The 20,513-nt window shown below is 56.6% G+C and carries 16 protein-coding genes; 8 read left to right on the forward strand and 8 right to left on the reverse strand.

What is annotated here, in order from left to right; genetic code table 11:
- Nucleotides 1–4 precede the first annotated feature (4 nt).
- Genes nusA through infB form a run of 3 tightly spaced genes read left to right on the forward strand, consistent with a single transcriptional unit; the run spans nucleotide 5 to nucleotide 4,769 of the window.
- Nucleotides 5–1,621 (forward strand): transcription termination factor NusA, encoded by a 1,617-nt coding sequence (gene nusA, locus SIB38_RS03505; protein ID WP_412551391.1) that lies wholly within the window; start codon nucleotides 5–7, stop codon nucleotides 1,619–1,621.
- Between the two features lie 23 nt (nucleotides 1,622–1,644).
- Nucleotides 1,645–2,277: an RNA-binding protein gene (locus tag SIB38_RS03510; RefSeq protein WP_412551392.1), complete on the forward strand. Its 633-nt coding sequence runs from the start codon at nucleotides 1,645–1,647 to the stop codon at nucleotides 2,275–2,277.
- Nucleotides 2,274–4,769: a translation initiation factor IF-2 gene (gene infB / locus SIB38_RS03515; protein ID WP_294117999.1), complete on the forward strand. Its 2,496-nt coding sequence runs from the start codon at nucleotides 2,274–2,276 to the stop codon at nucleotides 4,767–4,769. The genes SIB38_RS03510 and infB overlap by 4 nt, the downstream gene beginning before the upstream one ends.
- A 387-nt stretch (nucleotides 4,770–5,156) precedes the next feature.
- On the opposite strand, the gene mutT is transcribed toward infB, so the two are convergent.
- From mutT to SIB38_RS03530, 3 genes are read right to left on the reverse strand one after another with little or no spacing between them, the layout of a single operon-like run.
- On the reverse strand, nucleotides 5,157–5,555 hold the full coding sequence (gene mutT / locus SIB38_RS03520; protein WP_412551393.1) for an 8-oxo-dGTP diphosphatase MutT: 399 nt from the start codon (nucleotides 5,553–5,555) through the stop codon (nucleotides 5,157–5,159).
- Nucleotides 5,552–6,781, reverse strand: coding sequence for a bifunctional glutamate N-acetyltransferase/amino-acid acetyltransferase ArgJ (argJ, locus tag SIB38_RS03525; protein WP_412551394.1), 1,230 nt, complete (start codon nucleotides 6,779–6,781; stop codon nucleotides 5,552–5,554). The genes mutT and argJ overlap by 4 nt, the downstream gene beginning before the upstream one ends.
- Nucleotides 6,782–7,654 (reverse strand): peptidylprolyl isomerase, encoded by an 873-nt coding sequence (locus SIB38_RS03530; RefSeq protein WP_412551395.1) that lies wholly within the window; start codon nucleotides 7,652–7,654, stop codon nucleotides 6,782–6,784.
- A 171-nt stretch (nucleotides 7,655–7,825) separates the two neighbouring features.
- Here SIB38_RS03530 and secA point away from each other — a divergent pair, with 171 nt between their 5' ends.
- The 3 genes from secA to SIB38_RS03545 all read left to right on the forward strand — a co-directional run bounded on the left by secA (nucleotide 7,826) and on the right by SIB38_RS03545 (nucleotide 13,171).
- Nucleotides 7,826–10,537 (forward strand): preprotein translocase subunit SecA, encoded by a 2,712-nt coding sequence (gene secA / locus SIB38_RS03535; RefSeq protein ID WP_412551396.1) that lies wholly within the window; start codon nucleotides 7,826–7,828, stop codon nucleotides 10,535–10,537.
- A 102-nt stretch (nucleotides 10,538–10,639) separates the two neighbouring features.
- On the forward strand, nucleotides 10,640–11,590 hold the full coding sequence (locus tag SIB38_RS03540) for a translocase (protein WP_412551397.1): 951 nt from the start codon (nucleotides 10,640–10,642) through the stop codon (nucleotides 11,588–11,590).
- A gap of 21 nt (nucleotides 11,591–11,611) precedes the next feature.
- A complete protein-coding gene (locus SIB38_RS03545; RefSeq protein WP_412551398.1) occupies nucleotides 11,612–13,171 on the forward strand; it encodes a substrate-binding domain-containing protein in 1,560 nt (519 codons plus the stop codon).
- A gap of 1 nt (nucleotide 13,172) precedes the next feature.
- Here SIB38_RS03545 and radC read toward each other — a convergent pair whose 3' ends face one another.
- Nucleotides 13,173–13,934: a RadC family protein gene (gene radC / locus SIB38_RS03550; protein ID WP_412551399.1), complete on the reverse strand. Its 762-nt coding sequence runs from the start codon at nucleotides 13,932–13,934 to the stop codon at nucleotides 13,173–13,175.
- A 202-nt stretch (nucleotides 13,935–14,136) separates the two neighbouring features.
- Between radC and SIB38_RS03555 the strand changes: the two genes are divergently transcribed.
- Nucleotides 14,137–14,979 carry an amino acid ABC transporter substrate-binding protein gene (locus SIB38_RS03555; RefSeq protein WP_412551400.1) on the forward strand — a complete coding sequence of 281 codons (843 nt, stop codon included), beginning with the start codon at nucleotides 14,137–14,139 and terminating at the stop codon, nucleotides 14,977–14,979.
- A 74-nt stretch (nucleotides 14,980–15,053) separates the two neighbouring features.
- On the opposite strand, the gene dnaJ is transcribed toward SIB38_RS03555, so the two are convergent.
- The gene (gene dnaJ / locus SIB38_RS03560; protein ID WP_412551401.1) at nucleotides 15,054–16,202 is read right to left on the reverse strand and encodes a molecular chaperone DnaJ; all 1,149 of its coding nucleotides are present in this window, start codon (nucleotides 16,200–16,202) and stop codon (nucleotides 15,054–15,056) included.
- Nucleotides 16,203–16,285: 83 nt separating this feature from the next.
- A complete protein-coding gene (gene dnaK / locus SIB38_RS03565; protein ID WP_412551402.1) occupies nucleotides 16,286–18,202 on the reverse strand; it encodes a molecular chaperone DnaK in 1,917 nt (638 codons plus the stop codon).
- Between the two features lie 191 nt (nucleotides 18,203–18,393).
- On the opposite strand from dnaK, the gene SIB38_RS03570 reads away from it, so the two are divergent.
- Complete coding sequence (locus SIB38_RS03570) at nucleotides 18,394–19,023, forward strand: alpha-ketoglutarate-dependent dioxygenase AlkB family protein (RefSeq protein WP_412551403.1); 630 nt, start codon at nucleotides 18,394–18,396, stop codon at nucleotides 19,021–19,023.
- Nucleotides 19,024–19,033: 10 nt separating this feature from the next.
- On the opposite strand, the gene SIB38_RS03575 is transcribed toward SIB38_RS03570, so the two are convergent.
- Nucleotides 19,034–19,627 (reverse strand): SH3 domain-containing protein, encoded by a 594-nt coding sequence (locus SIB38_RS03575; protein ID WP_412551404.1) that lies wholly within the window; start codon nucleotides 19,625–19,627, stop codon nucleotides 19,034–19,036.
- A complete protein-coding gene (locus SIB38_RS03580) occupies nucleotides 19,627–20,448 on the reverse strand; it encodes an ABC transporter permease (protein ID WP_412551405.1) in 822 nt (273 codons plus the stop codon). The genes SIB38_RS03575 and SIB38_RS03580 overlap by 1 nt, the downstream gene beginning before the upstream one ends.
- Between the last annotated feature and the right edge of the window lie 65 nt (nucleotides 20,449–20,513).

The following is a 20,513-nucleotide window of genomic DNA, read 5'->3' on the forward strand; positions in this document are numbered from 1 at the left end:
AATCATGGCAATCACCTCTGCAAACCAGCTCGAGCTGCTTCAAACCGCCGAAGCGGTGGCGCGTGAGAAAATGATCGATCCGGGTCTCGTGGTCGAAGCGATGGAAGAATCGCTCGCCCGTGCCGCCAAGAGCCGCTACGGCGCCGAAATGGACATTCGCGTGTCCATCGACCGCAAAACCGGCAAAGCGACATTTACCCGTGTGAGGACAGTGGTTGCCGACGAAGAGTTGGAAAACTATCAGGCCGAGTTCACTGTTGAGCAGGCCAAGCAGTACATGGAAAACCCAGAAATCGGCCAGCAGTTCATCGAAGAAGTGCCGCCAGTTGAAATGGGCCGTATTGCCGCGCAATCCGCCAAGCAGGTGATCCTGCAGAAAGTGCGTGAAGCTGAGCGTGACCGTCAGTACGAAGATTTCAAAGACCGCGCAGGTACCATCATCAACGGCGCCGTGAAGCGCGAAGAGTTTGGCAACGTGATTGTTGACGTGGGTGGTGCAGAAGCCGTGCTGCGCCGCAACGACAAGATTGGCCGCGAAAGCTATCGCTCCGGCGACCGCGTCCGCGCCTACATCAAGGAAGTGCGCCGTGAGCCACGTGGCCACCAGATCTTCCTGAGCCGTACCGCGCCAGAGTTCATGGCCGAGCTGTTCAAGATGGAAGTGCCTGAAATCTATGATGGCATCATCGACATCAAGGCTGTGGCCCGTGACCCGGGCTCGCGCGCAAAGATTGCTGTAATCTCCCACGATGGTTCAATTGATCCAGTTGGTGCCTGTGTTGGTATGCGTGGCTCCCGTGTTCAGGCGGTTGTTAATGAGCTTCAGGGCGAAAAAATCGACATCATTCCTTGGAACGAAGATCAGCCGACCTTCCTTGTGAACGCGTTGCAGCCTGCGGAAGTGTCCAAGGTTGTTCTGGATGAAGAGGCCGGCAAAATCGAAGTGGTTGTGCCAGATGAACAGCTGTCTCTGGCCATTGGTCGCCGTGGTCAGAACGTGCGCCTGGCAAGCCAGCTGACCGCGCTGGACATCGACATCATGACCGAAGCGGAAGAATCCGAGCGTCGTCAGAAAGAGTTCGAAGAGCGTACCAAGCTGTTCATGGAAACTTTGGATCTGGACGAGTTCTTTGCCCAGCTTCTGGTGTCGGAAGGTTTCACAAACCTCGAAGAGGTTGCCTATGTTGAGATTGACGAACTGCTGGTCATCGACGGTGTAGATGAAGGTACCGCTGGTGAGCTTCAGGCCCGTGCGCGTGACTACATCGATGCGCAAAACAAAGCTGCGCTGGACGCCGCCCGTGAATTGGGTGTTCAGGACAGCCTGGTTGCATTTGAGGGTCTGACACCCCAAATGATCGAAGCGCTGGCCAAGGATGGCGTTTTGAACCTTGAAGATTTTGCGACATGCGCAGATTGGGAGCTGGCCGGTGGCTGGACCACCAATGGCACTGAGCGTGTGAAAGATGACGGTGTGCTGGAGCCATTTGGTGTCACGCTGGAAGAAGCGCAAGATATGGTGATGACCGCGCGCATCGTTCTGGGATGGGTTGATCCTGCCGAGCTGGAAGCTGCTGCCGAAGAAGGTGAGGTAGACGCTACTGAGGAGGCTGAGGCCTGATCTCAGGCCTCGGAGGGCGTGAGATGAGCCGCGGTGGCCGTCCCGGCAAAAAGGGCGACACGCCAGAGCGCAAGTGCATTGTCACCGGCGCTGTGGCGCCAAAAGAGAGGTTGATCCGTTTTGTGGTCGGCCCGGACGCGCAGGTTGTGCCAGATGTCACCGGCAAGCTGCCTGGACGGGGCATGTGGGTGACGGCATCGGTATCTGTACTGGCGAAGGCATCTAAAAAGGGTGTCTTTTCCCGCACTGCCAAACAGCAGGTCACAGTGCCTGAAGATTTGGTGGGCGAGGTGTCTAGGCAACTGGGACGACGCACGGTTGAGCTTATCAGCCTCGCGCGTAAATCCGGCTCTGCTGTGACCGGATATGAGAAAGTGAAGGACTGGCTTGTCAAAGATGAGGCCGAGGTCCTGCTGCAAGCGAGCGATGGCTCGGAACGTGGCAAATCGAAACTACGGCCTCCTTATGGAGGTCACCACATAGATTGGCTCACATCTGCCGAATTGGGTTTGGCATTTGGGCGACAAACTGTGATACATGGAGCGCTTGCGTCTGGCGGACTCACAAAACGTGTTGTAGAGGAAGCCCTAAGATTAAAAGGCGTACGCGAAGAAACGGTGGCAGCGGCCTCCGGGAAGGACAAGACAGCCAGATGAGCGATAACGACGGTAAAAAAACCTTGGGTCTGCGCGGCGGCAACCGCCCCGGCAATGTAACGCAGAGCTTCAGCCACGGACGTAAGAAAAATGTCGTGGTGGAAACCAAGCGTAAGCGCGTTGTGGTGCCTAAGCCCGGCGCGGCCAAAACTGGCGGCGGTTCGGCGAAGCCAGGTGGCGACCCTTCTCGCCGCCCATCCGGCATTTCTGATGCGGAAATGGAGCGCCGTCTGAAGGCGCTACAGGCTGCTAAGGCCCGCGAAGCTGAAGACGCTGCAAAGCGTGAAGCGGAAGAAAAAGAACGCGCGGAAGCCCGTGAGCGTCGCCGTTTGGAGGCGGAAGCCAAAGAACGCGAACAGCGCGAAGCCGAAGAGCGTGCCCGCAAGAAAGCGGAAGAAGAAGAGCGCAAGAAAAAAGAAGCTGCCGAAGCTGCTGCGAAACGTGCGGCTGCCGAAGCTGCTGCACCTGCGCCGTCTTCCACACCGCAAGGCCGTGGCGCACCATCTGGCAAACCAGCACCAGCTGCAACACCGCGCAAAGCGGACCGTGAGCGTGAACAGCGTGGTCGCGGCAACAAAGGTCGTGATGATGGCCGTCGTTCCGGCAAGCTGACACTGGGTCAGGCAACCGGTGGCGAGAACAACCGTCATCGTTCCATGGCGGCGATGAAGCGTAAGCAAGAGCGCGCGCGTCAGAAAGCTATGGGTGGTCAGGTTGAGCGCGAAAAGGTTGTGCGTGACGTGCAGCTACCGGAGGCCATTGTGGTGTCGGAGCTTGCAAACCGTATGGCCGAGCGTGTTGCCGACGTTGTGAAAGAGCTCATGAAAATGGGTATGATGGTCACACAGAACCAGTCGATTGACGCGGACACTGCGGAACTGATCATCGAGGAATTCGGCCACAAGGTTGTGCGCGTTTCCGACGCGGACGTGGAAGACGTGATTGCTGATGTCGAGGACAAGGAAGAAGATCTTCAACCACGTCCTCCGGTTATCACCATCATGGGCCACGTTGACCACGGCAAAACCTCGCTTCTGGATGCGATCCGCGACGCGAAGGTTGTGTCCGGCGAAGCAGGCGGCATCACGCAGCACATCGGTGCTTATCAGGTGAAAACCGATGATGGCGTAACGCTGTCCTTCCTCGATACGCCAGGCCACGCTGCCTTTACCTCCATGCGTTCGCGTGGTGCTCAGGTAACCGACATTGTGGTTCTGGTTGTGGCTGCTGACGACTCCGTCATGCCGCAGACAATCGAAGCGATCAACCACGCCAAGGCGGCCGAAGTACCAATGATCGTGGCGATCAACAAGATCGATAAACCTGCCGCAGATCCAAACAAAGTGCGCGCAGAGCTTCTGCAGCATGAGGTGATCGTGGAAGCGATGTCTGGTGAAGTGCAGGACGTCGAAGTTTCTGCACACACCGGCCAAGGTCTGGATGAACTGCTCGAAGCCATTGCGCTGCAAGCGGAAATTCTGGAGCTGAAAGCCAACCCGGATCGTGCAGCACAGGGTGCTGTGATCGAAGCGCAGCTTGATGTGGGCCGTGGTCCTGTGGCGACTGTTCTGGTTCAGACCGGTACGCTGAAGCAAGGCGATATCTTCGTTGTGGGTGAGCAGTACGGTAAGGTTCGTGCGCTGATCAACGACAAAGGCGAACGTGTCAAAGAAGCTGGTCCATCGGTGCCTGTTGAGGTGCTTGGTCTGAACGGCACACCTGAAGCCGGTGACGTTCTGAACGTGACCGAGACCGAAGCCCAGGCGCGTGAAATCGCGGAGTATCGTGAGCAAGCTGCCAAGGACAAACGTGCGGCAGCTGGCGCAGCGACCACGCTGGAACAGCTGATGCAGAAGGCCAAGGAAGACGAGAACGTTGCCGAGCTGCCAATTCTGGTGAAGGCGGATGTTCAAGGTTCTGCTGAGGCCATCGTTCAGGCGATGGAAAAAATCGGCAACAACGAAGTCCGCGTCCGCGTGCTGCACCATGGTGTTGGCGCGATCACCGAGACTGATGTAGGTCTGGCCGAAGCCTCCGGTGCCCCGATCATGGGCTTCAATGTCCGTGCCAACGCATCTGCGCGCAACACTGCCAACCAAAAGGGTGTGGAGATCCGGTACTACTCAGTGATCTATGACCTCGTGGATGATGTTAAGGCGGCCGCTTCGGGTCTTCTGTCTGCAGAAATCCGTGAGAACTTCATCGGCTACGCTGCGATCAAAGAAGTGTTCAAAGTTACCGGTGTCGGCAAAGTGGCTGGTTGTATCGTCACCGAAGGTGTGGCGCGTCGCTCCGCCGGTGTGCGCCTGCTACGTGACAACGTGGTGATCCACGAAGGTACTCTGAAGACGCTCAAGCGCTTCAAAGATGAAGTGGCGGAGGTTCAGTCTGGTCAGGAATGCGGTATGGCATTTGAGAACTACGACGATATCCGCGCTGACGATGTGATCGAAATCTTTGAGCGTGAAGAAGTCACAAGGACGCTGGATTAATCCAGCGTCCTTGTGACGCCGTACACAGAAAAGAAAAAGGCCTCCTACGTGAGAGGCGGCCTTTTTCTTGAATGGTTGCACTCTTAGGAGATCGGCTTCCCAAAGTACACCGTGTCTCCGACGCGGATCGAAACCCGACCATCTGGCAGGTTTTTGATCACCTGTCCTTGAATAGAAACACAACTTCCAACTGTGATCGTCTTAAGCATGTCAAAAATCCCCATTTGATTGACATCGATGAAACAGTAAATTGGTTAACATTTGGTGCATAGGCGCCGGTCACATAAGTTTCATGTTAGGACACAATCACGCCTTAGGAAAGCCGTCGGTTTCGCAAACTGCTACAAAATGTTGCTCAAAAGTCGACCAATTGCACAGTTTGTGCCCTCAAAGCCAATCTCTGAGGACTGGAATTAACGGAATATCGGCGGGCGGCATCTCGTAATTGCGCAGGTCTTTCGCTCTGACCCAAGCCAATGTCTGCCCCTCCTGCGCCGACGGAATGCCATTCCATTTGCGACAGGCGAAGAGTGGCATCAGCAAATGGAAATCATCGTAACTGTGGGACGCAAAGGTCAGCGGTGCGAGACAGCTTTCCCAGGTGTCGATACCAAGCTCTTCTCTTAGCTCGCGCACCAGGGCGACCTCAGGCGTTTCGCCCGCTTCGATTTTCCCGCCCGGAAATTCCCACATCCCAGCCATGGATTTCCCCTCTGGCCGTTGTGCAAGTAAAATCCGACCATCGACGTCAATCAGGGCGACGGCAGCAACAAGAATGGTCTTCATGAGCGGTAATCTGCGTTAATGGTGATGTAGCCATGGGTCAGGTCACAGGTCCACATCGTGTCCTCAGCGTCTCCTAACCCTAGATCGACATGTACGACGATGTCTTGACGCTTCATGTACTTGGCGCCGTCTTCCTCATTGTAAGAGGGAGCCACCCAGCCGTTTTCAGCCACGAGCACATCGCCAAACCGAATGCTCAGCAAATCCCGATCCGCCGCAGCGCCGGATTTACCAATGGCCATCACAACGCGGCCCCAGTTTGGATCTTCGCCAGCGATGGCGGTTTTGACGAGTGGGGAATTTGCGATGGCGGAGGCATGGATGCGGGCGTCCGACTTGGAAGCCGCCCCGGTCACTTTTACCGCGACAAACTTGGTCGCGCCTTCTCCGTCGCGAACCACTTGGTGCGCTAGATCTCGCATCACGTCATGCAACGCGGTTTTGAAGCCCTCAGAAGCGCTGGAGACTTCAACTTCTGACGCTCCTGTGGCGGCCACAAGCAGGGTATCAGACGTAGACGTATCGCTGTCGACGGTGATGGCATTGAAGGTGATTTCGTTGAGATCAGACACCAGTGTTTGAAGCTCCGCGCGGCTGATCTTGGCGTCGGTGAAGATGTAAACCAACATTGTCGCCATGTCGGGCGCGATCATGCCGGACCCTTTAGCGATGCCGGAGATATTGACCGTCTGGCCGCCGATTGTGACCGATTTGAATGCACCTTTGGCAAAGGTATCTGTCGTGCGAATGGCTTCGGCGACGTCCTCAATGCGGTTGTCCGAGAGACCGTTGTGCAAGTCGTCCAGCTTCGCGGTGATCCGGTCGTGCGGCAGTGGTTCGCCAATCACGCCGGTCGACGACGTGAACACCCGGTTTTCCGGCAGCCCAGTGCACGCAGCGACGGCCTGCGTCACAGCCCTGACCGAGCTTTCCCCATTGCTGCCTGTGAAAGCATTTGCGTTGCCGGCGTTTACTAGAATGGCTGCCCCTGCAGGATGATCTGAACCAATCTTGACTTGGCAATCCAACACTGCAGCGGACCGCGTCGCAGATTTGGTGAAGACCCCGGCTACCACGCTTCCTGGTTGCAAAACAGCCAGCATGACGTCCTTGCGCCCGCTGTACTTCACTCCCGCTTCAACAGCAGCGAAGGATGCGCCTTTGATTATAGGAAGGTCCGGGAACCGCTCGGGCGCCAGAGGAGACACATGTTCAATCTTGGCCATTTACTGATCCTGCACCGGGTTTGGGTTCAATAATTCGGTTTTTGCCAACACGTTCGGGTCAATTGCCTCTGCGCTGGCCCGATCCACGTCTGCCTCAGAAGCAGTCGTCGCGATGAAGGCCTCTACCGCGCGACGCTGGGCATCGTTTTCGAGCTCGGTTCGTGCGTCCTCAAAAGAAGGAGCGAGTGATTTGCGAGCGTCGTTCAACAGGATCAGATGCCAGCCAAATTGGGTTTGCACAGGCGCAGAGATTTCGCCGACAGCGAGGCCCATCACAGAGTCTTCAAAGGGTTTGACCATTTGCCCCATCCCGAACCAGCCAAGGCTTCCGCCGGAGGCGCCAGACGGTCCGGTGGATTTGGCCATCGCGGTCTCGGCAAAGTCAGCGCCGTCGGTCAGGTCTTTGCGGATCGCCTTTGCCTCTTCTTCAGTGGCAACAAGAATGTGGCTTGCGTTGAACTCGTCTTCGCCGACAAAGCCTTGGTATTTGTCGTCGTAGGCGGCGCGCAACTCGTCTTCGCTCAGTTCGTTCTGCAGCACAAAACCTTCAAGCGCTTCGGCAGCCAGGAGGGTGCGGCGTTCGTTGTTCAGCGCAATCTCAACGCGCTGGGGAATGGCTTCGCCCAGGCTTTGGGCGAGCGCGGTTTGCTGCACAAGCTGATCCAGGATGCTGTTGAACAGGACATCACTTGGAATTGATTGATACTGCTCAGGCAAACCCGCGCGCACCGAGATCATTTCCCCAAGTGTGATGACTTCCCCGTTTACGGAGGCAACAACGGTGTCAAGCGACGGCGCATCCTCGGCAAAGGCAGGCAGCGCACCGTAAAAAGCAATCACGCCGGCACGCAAAAAATTGAGGTGTTTTGACATCGTTTTGTCCTTGGCTTGTGCCGCGTGGGTTGGCGGCGTTGACACTGTTCCTGACGCCCCTTACATCGCTTTGTGTTCAAGGCAAACAGGCTGTTTCCCCGTTTCTAGGAGCACAGAGCCGGGACAGCAAGAATTAGCCACGCACGAAAGCGTCAACGAAGGACAAGTTACATGCTCGGTTTCGGAAAACTCGCCAAAAAAGTGTTTGGCACGCCAAACGATCGCAAGGTCAAGGCGACGCGACCGATCGTAGAAAAGATCAACGCGCTTGAAGCAGAATTTGAGAAGCTGACAGACGAGGGCATCAAGGACAAAACCAAAGAACTGTCCGAGCGTGCGAAAGGTGGCGGGTCCCTTGATGCACTTTTGCCCGAAGCCTTTGCCAACTGTCGTGAAGCCGCAAAACGTGCCTTGGGTCTGCGGGCCTTTGACGTGCAGTTGATGGGCGGCATTTTCCTGCACCAGGGCAACATCTCGGAAATGAAGACGGGTGAAGGTAAAACCCTTGTGGCGACCTTCCCAGCCTATCTGAACGCGCTCACCGGCAAGGGCGTGCACGTTGTGACCGTGAACGATTATCTGGCAAAACGTGACGCGGAATGGATGAGCAACGTTTTTGGCGCTTTGGGCATGACCACTGGCGTTGTGTACCCGCAGCAGCCAGAGGACGAGAAACGCGCAGCGTATGCCTGTGACGTGACTTACGCGACCAACAATGAGCTAGGTTTCGACTATCTGCGTGACAACATGAAAGGCGAGCTCGCCGACATGTCCCAGCGCAACCACCATTTCGCGATTGTGGACGAAGTCGACAGTATCTTGATCGACGAAGCACGGACGCCATTGATCATTTCCGGTCCCTCGCAGGACCGTACGGAAATGTACATCGCGATCGACAAACTGATCCCGGATTTGCAGGACGATCACTACACGGTGGATGAGAAGTCCAAAAATGTGACCTTTACGGATGACGGTAACGAGTTCCTTGAACAGCACCTGCATGCGCGCGGGCTGCTGCCGGAAGGTCAGAGCCTCTATGATCCGGAAAGCACAACCATCGTGCACCACGTGAACCAGGGTTTGCGGGCGCATAAGCTGTTCACCAAGGACAAAGACTACATTGTCCGGGACGCGCAGGTTGTGCTGATCGACGAGTTCACCGGCCGCATGATGGCGGGCCGTCGTTTGTCCGAAGGCCTGCATCAGGCGATTGAAGCCAAAGAAGGCTGCGATATTCAGCCTGAAAACGTGACCCTGGCGCAGGTGACCTTCCAGAACTACTTCCGTCTATATGACAAACTGGGTGGCATGACCGGTACCGCGGCCACGGAAGCTGAAGAATTCCAGGAAATCTATGGCCTCGGCGTGGTCGAAGTGCCAACCAACCGCGGTGTGGCGCGTGTGGACGAAGACGATGCAGTGTATCGCACTGCGCGTGAAAAGTTTGATGCAATTGTCGAGACGATCAAAGAAGCCCATGAAAAAGGGCAGCCGATCCTTGTTGGCACAACATCGATTGAGAAGTCCGAATTTCTGTCTGGCTTGCTTGAGAAAGCGGGCGTGAAGCACAACGTTCTGAACGCGCGTCAGCACGAGCAGGAAGCGCAGATTGTTGCGGACGCCGGTAAACTTGGCGCAGTGACCATAGCGACCAACATGGCGGGCCGAGGTACCGATATTAAGCTGGGCGGCAACGTCGAGTTCAAAGTGCTGGAAGCAATTGCCGCAAACCCCGACGGTGATCACGAGAAAATTCGTGCGGATATCGAAGCAGCACATAAAGGTGATGAGCAGGCGGTCAAAGACTCCGGTGGTCTTTTTGTTCTGGCAACCGAACGCCATGAAAGCCGCCGGATCGACAACCAGCTGCGCGGTCGTTCAGGCCGTCAGGGGGACCCTGGACGGTCGTCTTTCTTCCTGAGCTTGGAAGATGACCTGATGCGCATCTTTGGCTCTGACCGACTGGACAAGGTTTTGTCTTCTCTCGGTATGAAAGAGGGCGAAGCGATTGTGCACCCGTGGGTGAACAAATCTCTGGAACGCGCCCAGGCCAAAGTGGAAGGCCGCAACTTTGACATTCGTAAGCAGCTTCTGAAGTTTGACGACGTGATGAACGATCAGCGGAAGGTGGTATTCTCTCAGCGTCGTGAAATCATGGAAGCGGCCGACCTGTCCGAGATTGTGCAGGACATGCGTCACGAAGTGATCGGCGACATGGTGGAGCAGTATTTGCCACCTAAAACCTACGCGGATCAGTGGGACACAGAAGGGCTTTACGCGTCTTCAATTGAGCACCTTGGCGTGGACGTGCCTGTGATCGAATGGGCGGCTGAGGAAGGTGTGGATGATGACAACATCCGCGAGCGTCTAGAAGATGCGGCGGACCAGATGATGGCAGCCAAGGCCACCAACTTCGGGCCGGACGCCATGCGTATGATTGAGAAGCAAATCTTGCTTCAGACGATTGATACTAAGTGGCGTGAGCACCTTTTGACGCTGGAGCACCTGCGGTCTGTTGTTGGCTTCCGTGGTTATGCGCAACGTGATCCCCTCAATGAGTACAAGAATGAAGCGTTCCAGTTGTTTGAAAGCATGCTCGACAGCCTGCGTGAAGATGTGACCACAACCCTGTCACGTGTGCGGCCTATTTCCGAGGAAGAGCAACAGCAGTTGCAGCAAGAGATGGTGATGCGTCAGCAGGCTTTGATGGCTCAGGCTCAGGCGGGCTCCACACCGGCGCAGGCCGCGCCAGAGCCAGCAGGCGAGGCGCTGGCGGGCTTTGATGAAAATGATCCGTCGACTTGGGGAAACCCTGGCCGGAACGAAGCGTGTCCGTGCGGATCTGGTAAAAAATTCAAACATTGCCACGGTCGACTGGCCTGATCTGCGCTAAAAACCGACAGACAAAGATCAAAAGGGTGCCTTATGGGCGCCCTTTTTGTTTGGGAACTTGCCGCAAGAGCAGTAGCCAAAACAGGAGCAATCATGCCCATTCTGAAACATGCTTACCGCCGGTATGCGTTGTCCTTTGCCACCGTGTCGATGGCTATGTGTATTGGCTTTGCAATGCAGACGTCGGAAGCCGCTGTGTTGGTGCATGATGAAGCAGTCGAAGGTTCCAAGCCGACCTCGGCAATTCCACTCCCGCAGGACCTTGTTGCGCCTCAAATGCTAGGTACAGCTTCATTGCCAAGTTTGCCGAGTGACCACGGGCATGGAGGTGATCTGTTGCTGGAGCCGGTGTTGCTAGCAGTGGCGGACGACATCCCCGTTGGCATTTTGCCAACGGAAGAAAGTCCGCCCCGGTTAGGCTGTGCGCCGCTCATGTCGGCAGAGCCAGCGGCTGGGGCCTTGATTGATGTGCGTTTGAATGCGCCTTGCCATGCGGGCGATACGGTCATGTTTATGCATGAGAATCTGATGTTCCACATGCTGTTGCCTCAGGAAGGTGCATTGAAAGTGTTGATCCCGGCGTTGGACGAGGCCGCGGAGGTGAGTGCGTCTTTTGCAAATGGTGATACGGCGCAAGCCACAACTGTCGTGGACAGTCTGGCCTTCTATGACCGTGTGGTCATTTCCTGGATGGGGCAAGGCGGCGCCGAGCTTCACGCCAGAGAATTTGGTGCCGCATACGGGGAGGTTGGACATGTCTGGCGGGAGCACCCGCGCGATGTTGGTGCGTTAGCCGGCGGCAAAGGTGGCTTCCTTGTGTCTTTGGGAAATTCGGACCTGTCGGTTGCCAGACAGGCGGAAGTGTATACCTTCCCAACAGGCATCTCGAGCCAAGTTGGCGATGTCAAAGTGAGTGTTGAGGCCGAGGTGACGGAGGCCAATTGCGGTAAGCCCTTGAAAGTGCAAATGCCGGATTGCTCGGCGGTTGGTGAATTTCTGGTGTTGAAAAACCTCGTGGAAGACCTGACAATCGCGCAAAATTAAGCTGGCGGTCAGGACATCATCATGATGCAATTTCGTGCGGCGGTTTGCCCCGCACTTTTCTTTTTGGTTGGGGTATCCTCGAGCCTGGCGCAGGACGTGTTGTTGAAATCGCACGACGGCGAGGTCGAGATTTCGGGCACTTTGTTGGGCTTTGATGGCGAGTTCTACCGCGTGGAGACTGTCTATGGTGAACTGACCGTGGACGGCTCCGGGGTGTGGTGTGAGGGGCCGGGATGCCCCAATCTTATCAACTATGTAGCCGAAGTGGCGATTTCCGGATCATCCACCATGGCTGAGGTGTTGATGCCTGCGTTGCTTGAGGCTTTTGCGCTCAACGAGGGCTATGTTGTGACCCGTGAGAGCGAGTCGGTGCATCGGTTCACCTATCACCTGAGCGAACCAGACACGCAGCAACGCTTGGCGACCTTTGACTTCCTTGCCAGCAATGCGGATGAAGGGTTTGCAGACCTCCTGGCCGATGAGGCTGACATCGCCATGTCGCTGCGGGAAATTCGCCCACGGGAGGCGCAATTGGGCTATGAGGCCGGTTTGGGGGACATGGAGGATGCCAATCGCAGCCGTGTTCTGGCGCTTGATGGGATGGTCCCAGTGGTGGCGGTTGGAAACCCAGTGTCATCTCTGTCGCTCAACCAGTTAGCGCATGTTTTTGCAGGGAAAATCTCCAATTGGAATGACCTTGGCGGACCGGATGCGCCGATCACCTTGCATCTTCTGACAGCCCAATCTGGGTTTGCGCAGGCGGTGGAGGATCAATTGATGGAACCTTCCAAGATGTCACTGGCAGACGGAGTTGTGCGGCATGATCGGAACCTCGCGATGGTAAGTGCGGTGGAGCGGGATCCGTTTGCGATTGGCATCGCGTCTTATGCGGAGACGGGAAACACCAAACATCTGACGTTGACCGGCCAGTGTGGGTTCTCGTTGGCAGCGTCCCGGCGCACGATCAAGACAGAGGATTATCCGATTAACGCCCCGATGTTCTTGTACTTTCCAGCGCGACGGTTGCCAAAACTGGCGCGGGATTTCCTGAGTTATACACGGAGCCCGTCGGCGCAGATTGTCATTCGGCGAGCGGGGTTTGTAGATCAGACCGCGGAAGAGATCGCGATCAACCATCAAGGGGATCGGTTTGCCAATGCGATAGCCTCTGCTGGCAAAGAGGTGTCGTTGGACGCAATTCAGGGCATGGTAGGCACGCTGTCGGGTATGAAAAGGCTGTCCACATCCTTCCGATTTCAGACCGGATCGACCAAGTTGGATGCGCAATCGCGATCTAACGTTCAGCAGCTGGCACGGGCGCTTGAGGCGGGGAGGTATGACGCCAGAAGTCTTTATTTTGTTGGGTTTTCTGACGGTGAGGGGCCGGCGACGGGGAACCTGCAGATTGCCGAGAAACGCGCCAATGTGGTGAAGGAGGCTGTTCTGTCTGCAGCGGAAACTGCAAACCCGGATCGGATTGATCTGCAAGTGCATGCGTTTGGTGAGGCGATGCCGATGGCCTGTGATGACAGCGCCTGGGGACGGCAGGTGAATCGGCGGGTCGAGGTGTGGGTTAAGTGACCTAAAAAAGGCCTTCGCTGCGGAAGCTGAGTTCCTGAGATTTCCCAATGATTATATGGTCATGCAGGGTCAGGCAGAGTGCCTGACAGGCCTGATTGATCTGCTGGGTCATAGTGATGTCAGCCTCAGATGGTGTCGGATCACCGGACGGGTGATTGTGGACCAGAATCAAGGCGCTGGCGTTGAGTTCCAGGGCGCGTTTGGCCACTTCTCGGGGGTAGACTGGGACGTGGTTTACGGTGCCTCGGGCCTGGGCTTCGTCGGCTATGAGCGTGTTTTTTGTGTCTAAAAACAACACTCTAAACTGTTCGGTGTCGCGATGCGCCATGGTAGTGTGGCAATAGTCCAGCAGCGCCTGCCAATCCGACAGCACACGGCGATGCATCACGCGGGCGCGGGCGAGGCGGTGGGCGGCGGCTTCGACCACTTTGAGCTCACAGATGACCGCGTCACCGACGCCTTTGACCTCAGTTAGTCGGGCTGTCGGGGCGCTCACCACACCATTAAAATCTCCAAATATTTCAAGGAGTTTGTGGGCAATCGGTTTTACATCTTGGCGCGGTATGGCGCGGAAGAGCAGGAGTTCCAGCAGCTCGTAATCCGGCAAAGCTTGCGCGCCGCCAGACAGGAAACGCGTGCGGAGGCGTTTGCGATGGTCAGCCACATAAGAGGGCAGTTTGCCGGACGGTAGCGGCGCGACAGGGGCTTCATCCGCTTCAAAAAGCGGGAGCGGCCTTTGCACAAAGTCACGCGGCTTGGACATGTCTTAAGAATGTTCAAACAGGTTAAATCAAAGGTTAATAGCACCTAAGATTGGCCGGTTTGGGACGTCGGTATGACGTCGGTATCGCGACTGTTTTGCGGAGGTGCGGGTTTTGTTAACTTTTGCGACCAGAAACGCGGTTGTGGTGGCCTCTGGAACCTGAGAGTGTGACGCCAACAATAATGAGTTTTTGGCAGGATAGATGATGAAACGTTTTTTGATGCCCCTTTTGGCCGGTGTGGTTTTGGCCGGTGCTGCGCAGGCGCAGACCCTTGACCGGATCAAAGAGACCGGATTGCTGAAATTGGGCTATCGTTTGGATGCGGCGCCGCTGTCGTTTCAGACAGAAGAAGGTGGCCCGGCCGGATATACGCCAATGGTCTGTGCGGAGTTGGCGCAGGGTATCTTGAACACCATCCAGATTCCGAACCTGGACGTCGAATTTATACCTGTGGGCATGCAGGACCAATTTGAGAAAGTGGCAGCAGGAGAAATTGATCTTCTGTGTGGTGCGTCAACCATCACCTTGGGCCGACGTGAGCTTGTCGATTTCTCTATTCCGACCTTTGCCGATGGCACCACAGTGATGTTGCCGATCAACGGGTCTGACAGCTTTGCTGATTTGGCGGGCAAAAAGCTTGGCGTACGTCGTGACAGCACAACTGAGACGGCCTTGAACAACACATTGGCCTCCACCGCGACTTTTGCCGAGGTGGTGCGGTTCAACGACCATGGCGCGGCAATGACTGCGATGGAGAATGGTGAGATTGATGCCTATTTTGGCGATCAGGCCATTTTGGCTGGGCTGTGGATCACCAGCCCGCAGCGTGACAACATCAAGGTCAGCAATAACCTACTGACAGTTGAGAAACACGGATTGGCAATGGCACGAGGTGACACGGAGTTTCGCCTGATGATCGACCGGCTGCTGTCCAGTATGTATGCGCGCGGCATCATGCAGACAATCTTCCAACAGACGTTGCCCGGCGTGCAGCCAGGTGACATTCACCGGGCCGTCTTCACTATGGCGCCGATTATTGAGTAGGCTTCGGACGAGTTAAAAAAGCAAAGAGCGCCATAATTTGGCGCTCTTTTTGATTTGAAGGATGGGTTATCAACTTAGCCCTTCATGCTGTCCCAGAAGCCTTTGACAGAGCTGAAGAAGCTGCTGCTTTCCGGGTTGTTTTCCTCGGACAGCTCTTCGAACTCACGCAAAAGCTCTTTCTGGCGGCTGGTGAGGTTCACTGGGGTTTCCACCGCCAGTTCGATCATCATGTCGCCTTGGCCGCCGCCACGCAGGGCGGGCATGCCTTTGGAGCGCAGGCGCATTTGGCGGCCGGACTGGGAGCCCGCCGGGATCTTCACGCGCGAGCGGCCACCGTCGATGGTGGGCACTTCGATGTCACCACCCAATGCTGCGCTGGCCATGGCGACCGGGACGCGGCAGTAGAGGTTCACTCCGTCCCGCTCAAAGATCTTGTGCGGGCTGACCTCGATGAAGATGTAGAGGTCGCCGGAGGGGCCACCACGCATGCCAGCTTCGCCTTCGCCAGCCAGACGGATGCGGGTGCCGGTTTCCACACCTGCCGGGATGTTCACGGACAGGGCGCGGTCTTTTTCGACACGGCCTTGGCCGCCGCAAGACTTACAAGGGTTCTTGATGATCTGTCCCAGACCCGAACAGGTCGGGCAGGTGCGTTCCACGGTGAAGAAACCCTGTTGCGCACGCACCTTGCCCATGCCGGAGCAGGTTGGACAGGTGGCCGGCTCAGCCCCACCTTCGGCACCGGAGCCGTTGCAGCTGTCACAGCTGACGGAGGTGGGCACGTTGATGGTTTTCTGCAGGCCGGAGTAGGCTTCCTCAAGCGTCACGCGCAGGTTGTAGCGCAGGTCGGCGCCACGGGAGGCGCGTTGACGCCCGCCGCCACGTTGGCCACCGCCGCCCATGAAGTCGCCAAACAGGTCGTCAAACACATCGGAGAAGGCGGAAGAGAAGTCACCACCCGGGTGACCGCCACGTTGACCGCCGCCGCCCATGCCACCTTCAAAGGCGGCGTGGCCATAGCGGTCGTAGGCCGCTTTCTTCTCGGCGTCCTTGAGAACTTCGTAAGCCTCATTGGCCTCTTTGAACTGCGCTTCGGCGTCCGGATTGTCCGCGTTGCGGTCCGGGTGCAGCTCCTTGGCTTTCTTGCGATAGCCTTTTTTGATTTCGTCTGACGAGGCCCCTTTGCTGACGCCAAGCACCTCGTAAAAGTCACGTTTTGCCATGGGGGGTACTCCTTTGGCTGAACTGAAACGGGCCGATCCGGATGATGCGGACCGGCCCGATTTTTCAGTTCCGAGGGGGCGACTTAGCGCTTGCTGTCGTCCAGATCTTCGAAGTCGGCGTCGACGATATCATCGTCAGCCGCAGGACCTGCGTCCATGTCTGGCGCTTCCTCACCGGCTTCTTCCTGAGCCGATTTGTAGATCGCTTCGCCCAGACGCATTGCCACTTCCATGACGTTCTGGATTCCGGACTTCAGCTTCTCAGCTGTGACGTCGTCTTTTTCCAGCTCGTCTTTCAGCGCGGCCACGGCCAGTTCGATGGCTTCAACAGTGGATGGGTCCACTTTGTCACCGTGCTCTGCCACCTGTTTCTCGGTGTCGTGCACGAGGCTTTCGGCCTGGTTGCGGGCTTCGATCAGCTCGCGGCGCTCTTTGTCTGCCTCGGCGTTGTCCTCGGCATCCTGCACCATCTTTTCGATGTCCTCGTCAGACAGACCACCGGACGCTTGGATGGTGATCTTCTGCTCTTTGCCGGTGCCTTTGTCAGCTGCACCTACAGACACGATGCCGTTGGCGTCGATGTCGAAGGTCACTTCGATCTGAGGCATGCCGCGTGGGGCAGGCGGGATGTCTTCGAGGTTGAACTGGCCGAGGATCTTGTTGTCCGCTGCCATTTCGCGCTCACCCTGGAACACGCGGATGGTTACGGCGTTCTGGTTGTCTTCGGCGGTGGAGAATACCTGAGACTTTTTGGTCGGGATCGTGGTGTTGCGGTCGATCAGACGGGTGAACACGCCACCGAGGGTTTCGATGCCCAGAGACAGCGGGGTCACGTCCAGAAGAACAACGTCTTTCACGTCGCCCTGCAGAACACCGGCCTGAATGGCGGCGCCCATGGCCACAACTTCGTCAGGGTTCACACCTTTGTGTGGCTCCTTGCCGAAGAATTTGGTCACTTCCGCGATCACTTTTGGCATGCGAGTCATACCACCCACGAGAACCACTTCGTCGATCTCGTTTGCGGACAGACCGGCATCTTTCAGAGCGGCGGCGCAAGGCTTCAGCGACGCTTTGATCAGGTCGTTCACCAGGCTTTCCAGCTTCGCACGGGTCAGTTTGATGACCATGTGAAGCGGGGTGCCGGAGGTTGGGTCCATGGAGATAAACGGTTGGTTGATCTCGGTCTGGGAAGAGGAGGACAGCTCGATCTTGGCTTTCTCTGCCGCTTCTTTCAGACGCTGCAGCGCCATTTTGTCTTTGGTCAGGTCGACGTTGTGCTCTTTTTTGAACTCATCCGCGAGGTAGTTCACGATGCGCATGTCGAAGTCTTCACCGCCGAGGAAGGTGTCCCCGTTGGTGGATTTCACTTCGAACAGACCATCGTCGATTTCCAGGATGGTCACGTCGAAGGTACCGCCGCCGAGGTCATAGACCGCGATGGTTTGGGTGTCTTCTTTGTCCAGGCCGTAAGCCAGTGCGGCTGCGGTTGGTTCGTTGATGATGCGCAGCACTTCGAGGCCAGCGATTTTGCCGGCGTCTTTGGTGGCCTGGCGCTGAGCGTCGTTGAAGTAGGCAGGGACGGTGATCACAGCCTGGGTCACGTCTTCGCCGAGGTAGGACTCAGCGGTTTCTTTCATTTTGCCGAGGATGAAGGCGGAGATTTGCGATGGGGAGTATTTCTCACCCTTGGCTTCGACCCACGCGTCGCCGTTGCCGCCGTTGATCACGGAGAACGGCATGTTCTTCAGATCTTTGGCCAGAGCCGCGTCGTCCTGACGACGGCCGATCAGGCGCTTCACACCAAATACGGTGTTTTCTGGGTTGGTGACGGCCTGACGCTTGGCCGGCTGGCCAACGAGGCGCTCGTCATCGGTGAACGCAACGATGGACGGCGTGGTGCGCGCGCCTTCGGCGTTTTCGATTACTTTTGGCTGGGAACCATCCATGATGGCTACGCAGGAGTTTGTTGTACCGAGATCGATACCAATCACTTTGCTCATTTTTGATCCCTTCTACTTAAGGCGATATTTCAGGTCGGACCCGTTATGGCATCCAAGCCTGATCCACTTAGCACACGGCGGGTAAGCCGAAGTGCGCTTCGCAGCGTATATAGGGAGCAAGAATTAGTGCTGCAAGCATCTCGAAAGGGGGATTGTGGCCCAAACGCTACAAATTATGCTGCATTTTAAATATGAGGGCGGAGAATTTGGCAGAACCCTTAAAAATTGCCGGTTTTGAGATTTTCAAGGACTGTCTTACCCCCGAGGAGCAGTCCACGATGGTCGCGGATTTGCGCGCGGTGGCGCAGGTGGCGCCGATGCGGCATCCGGTGACTCGCTGGGGCAAACAGATGAGTGTGAAAATGACCAGCGCTGGGCGTTTGGGCTGGATCAGCGACAAACGGGGCTACCGCTATGAGGCGCGTCATCCGGATGGAATGAGCTGGCCGCCGATCCCGCAGCGCATTCTGGATCTGTGGCAAAGTAAAACCAATTTGGCGCGGCAACCAGATTGCTGCTTGATCAATTTCTACGGCGAAGGTGCGCGCATGGGGCTGCATCAGGACAATGACGAAGGCGATTTTTCCTACCCAGTGTTATCCGTGAGCCTGGGGGACGACGGGTTGTTTCGCATGGGCGGGACCGAGCGTGGCGGCAAGACGCAATCGGTCTGGCTGAGTTCCGGTGATGTGGTTGTGATGGGTGGCACGGCGCGGCTGGCCTATCACGGAGTCGACCGGATTCGCTTTGGGAGCTCGTCTCTGTTGCCGGATGGCGGACGGATCAACATCACGCTGCGGGTGGTTGCAGATTCGAATTAGGGTTTTGCAGTCAGTGCATAGCGATCGAGCAGCAGCCCGCGTAGAGCTTCGCGCTTTGATCATGGCGCAGGAACAGGCCGATCTGGAGACCAAACATGCGGTCTGACATGCCGTCATTGCATTCGGCGCGGCGTATTTGCGCAGTGGAGTCCCCAAAGCCGAGGGCGTAGAGGTCTGTGCGACCACTGGCGGGCACAATCAGACCCGCGCCAGGGATGTCTATCTGGGTTTCCGGCGTTCTGATAGTGACGCCTTGGCCCTGCGTGATGTCGGCAGACCAGAAAGGTTCTGTGCCAAAGCAGGTCAGCGCGTGAGCCAATGCGTAGTCGGGATTGTCTTCGTGGCGCGCAAGGTAGCGCATCGCAACCCAACCGCTGGTTTCGCCCAAATTGACGCGGCCCCATGTGCCGGTGTCGTTGGTGGCTGTGACCTCGATGTTTTTTGCGTAGTGGGCAAGGGTGCCGCGCTTTTCAGCACTGCCATTGGGCTGGGCGCGGACATTGAGTGTGTCGTTGGCGGCGACGCCCGTCACGTTGAAAAGCGCGGGGAATGGGTCGGCCAAGGCAACGAAGGGCCACAGCAGAAACAAAAGGACAAAGCGCATCAGCGGCGGGCACTCCAAGACAGGGACGCATGTTTGCGGGTGTAGAACTCGCCCATCAGGCCCACCATCAACAGCACAACGCCAACGATGATTGGATATTCGATGGAGGAGTTGCGCGGGAAATAGTTGATGAAAGCAAAGCCGCGGGCTTGGTCGATGCAGTGGAACAGCGGGTTCCAGTCAAACATCGCCAGCATGAAAGGCGGTAGGGTATTGGCCACAAACATCTTGCCTGAAGCGATCATATTGGCCCGGGCATAGATGGTGTTGGCGATGCCCACAAAGGTTGGAAACCACGGCTTGAGGGCCAAAAATACAGTGCCAATGGCGAGGCCAGTGAACCAGGCCAAGAGCAACATGCCAAAGGTTGGAATGGGCTGATCGATCTCAAACGGGGTGAAGGCGACGTGATAGACAAACAGGATCGCAGCCAAAGAGAGCACTTGAATATAAAGCGTGCCAAGCGCGGCGGACATGATCGCGATGATGGTGTTCATCGGCGCGTGTTTCATCATCGGCGAGGAGGGACCCTCGGAGTTGACCACTGACCCCATGGTTTTGGTGTGGGTCATAAACAGGAAAACGCCGGACATGATGTAGATGAGGAAGTCACCGCGCAGGGCCGCGCCGCGCAGGCCGAGCACCGAGAACATTACGTAAAATGCCATCACGAAGATCACGGTTTGCAGCATATTCATGACAATCGACATAAGCGCGTTGCCATGGCTTTTGCGCACGCTTCGGACAATGGCGTGGTAGATTAGTTCGGCGATATTAAGTGCCGACGCGAAGGTCGTTTTGGGTGCGGATTGCTGAAACATTGCCTGTGCCGGTTGCGGAGCGCCCTTAATATGGCAGGGATTTCTTGCCGTTTTGTTACGCAGAG

Source organism: Shimia sp. MIT910701 (assembly GCF_047126315.1).
Lineage (GTDB): Bacteria > Pseudomonadota > Alphaproteobacteria > Rhodobacterales > Rhodobacteraceae > Shimia.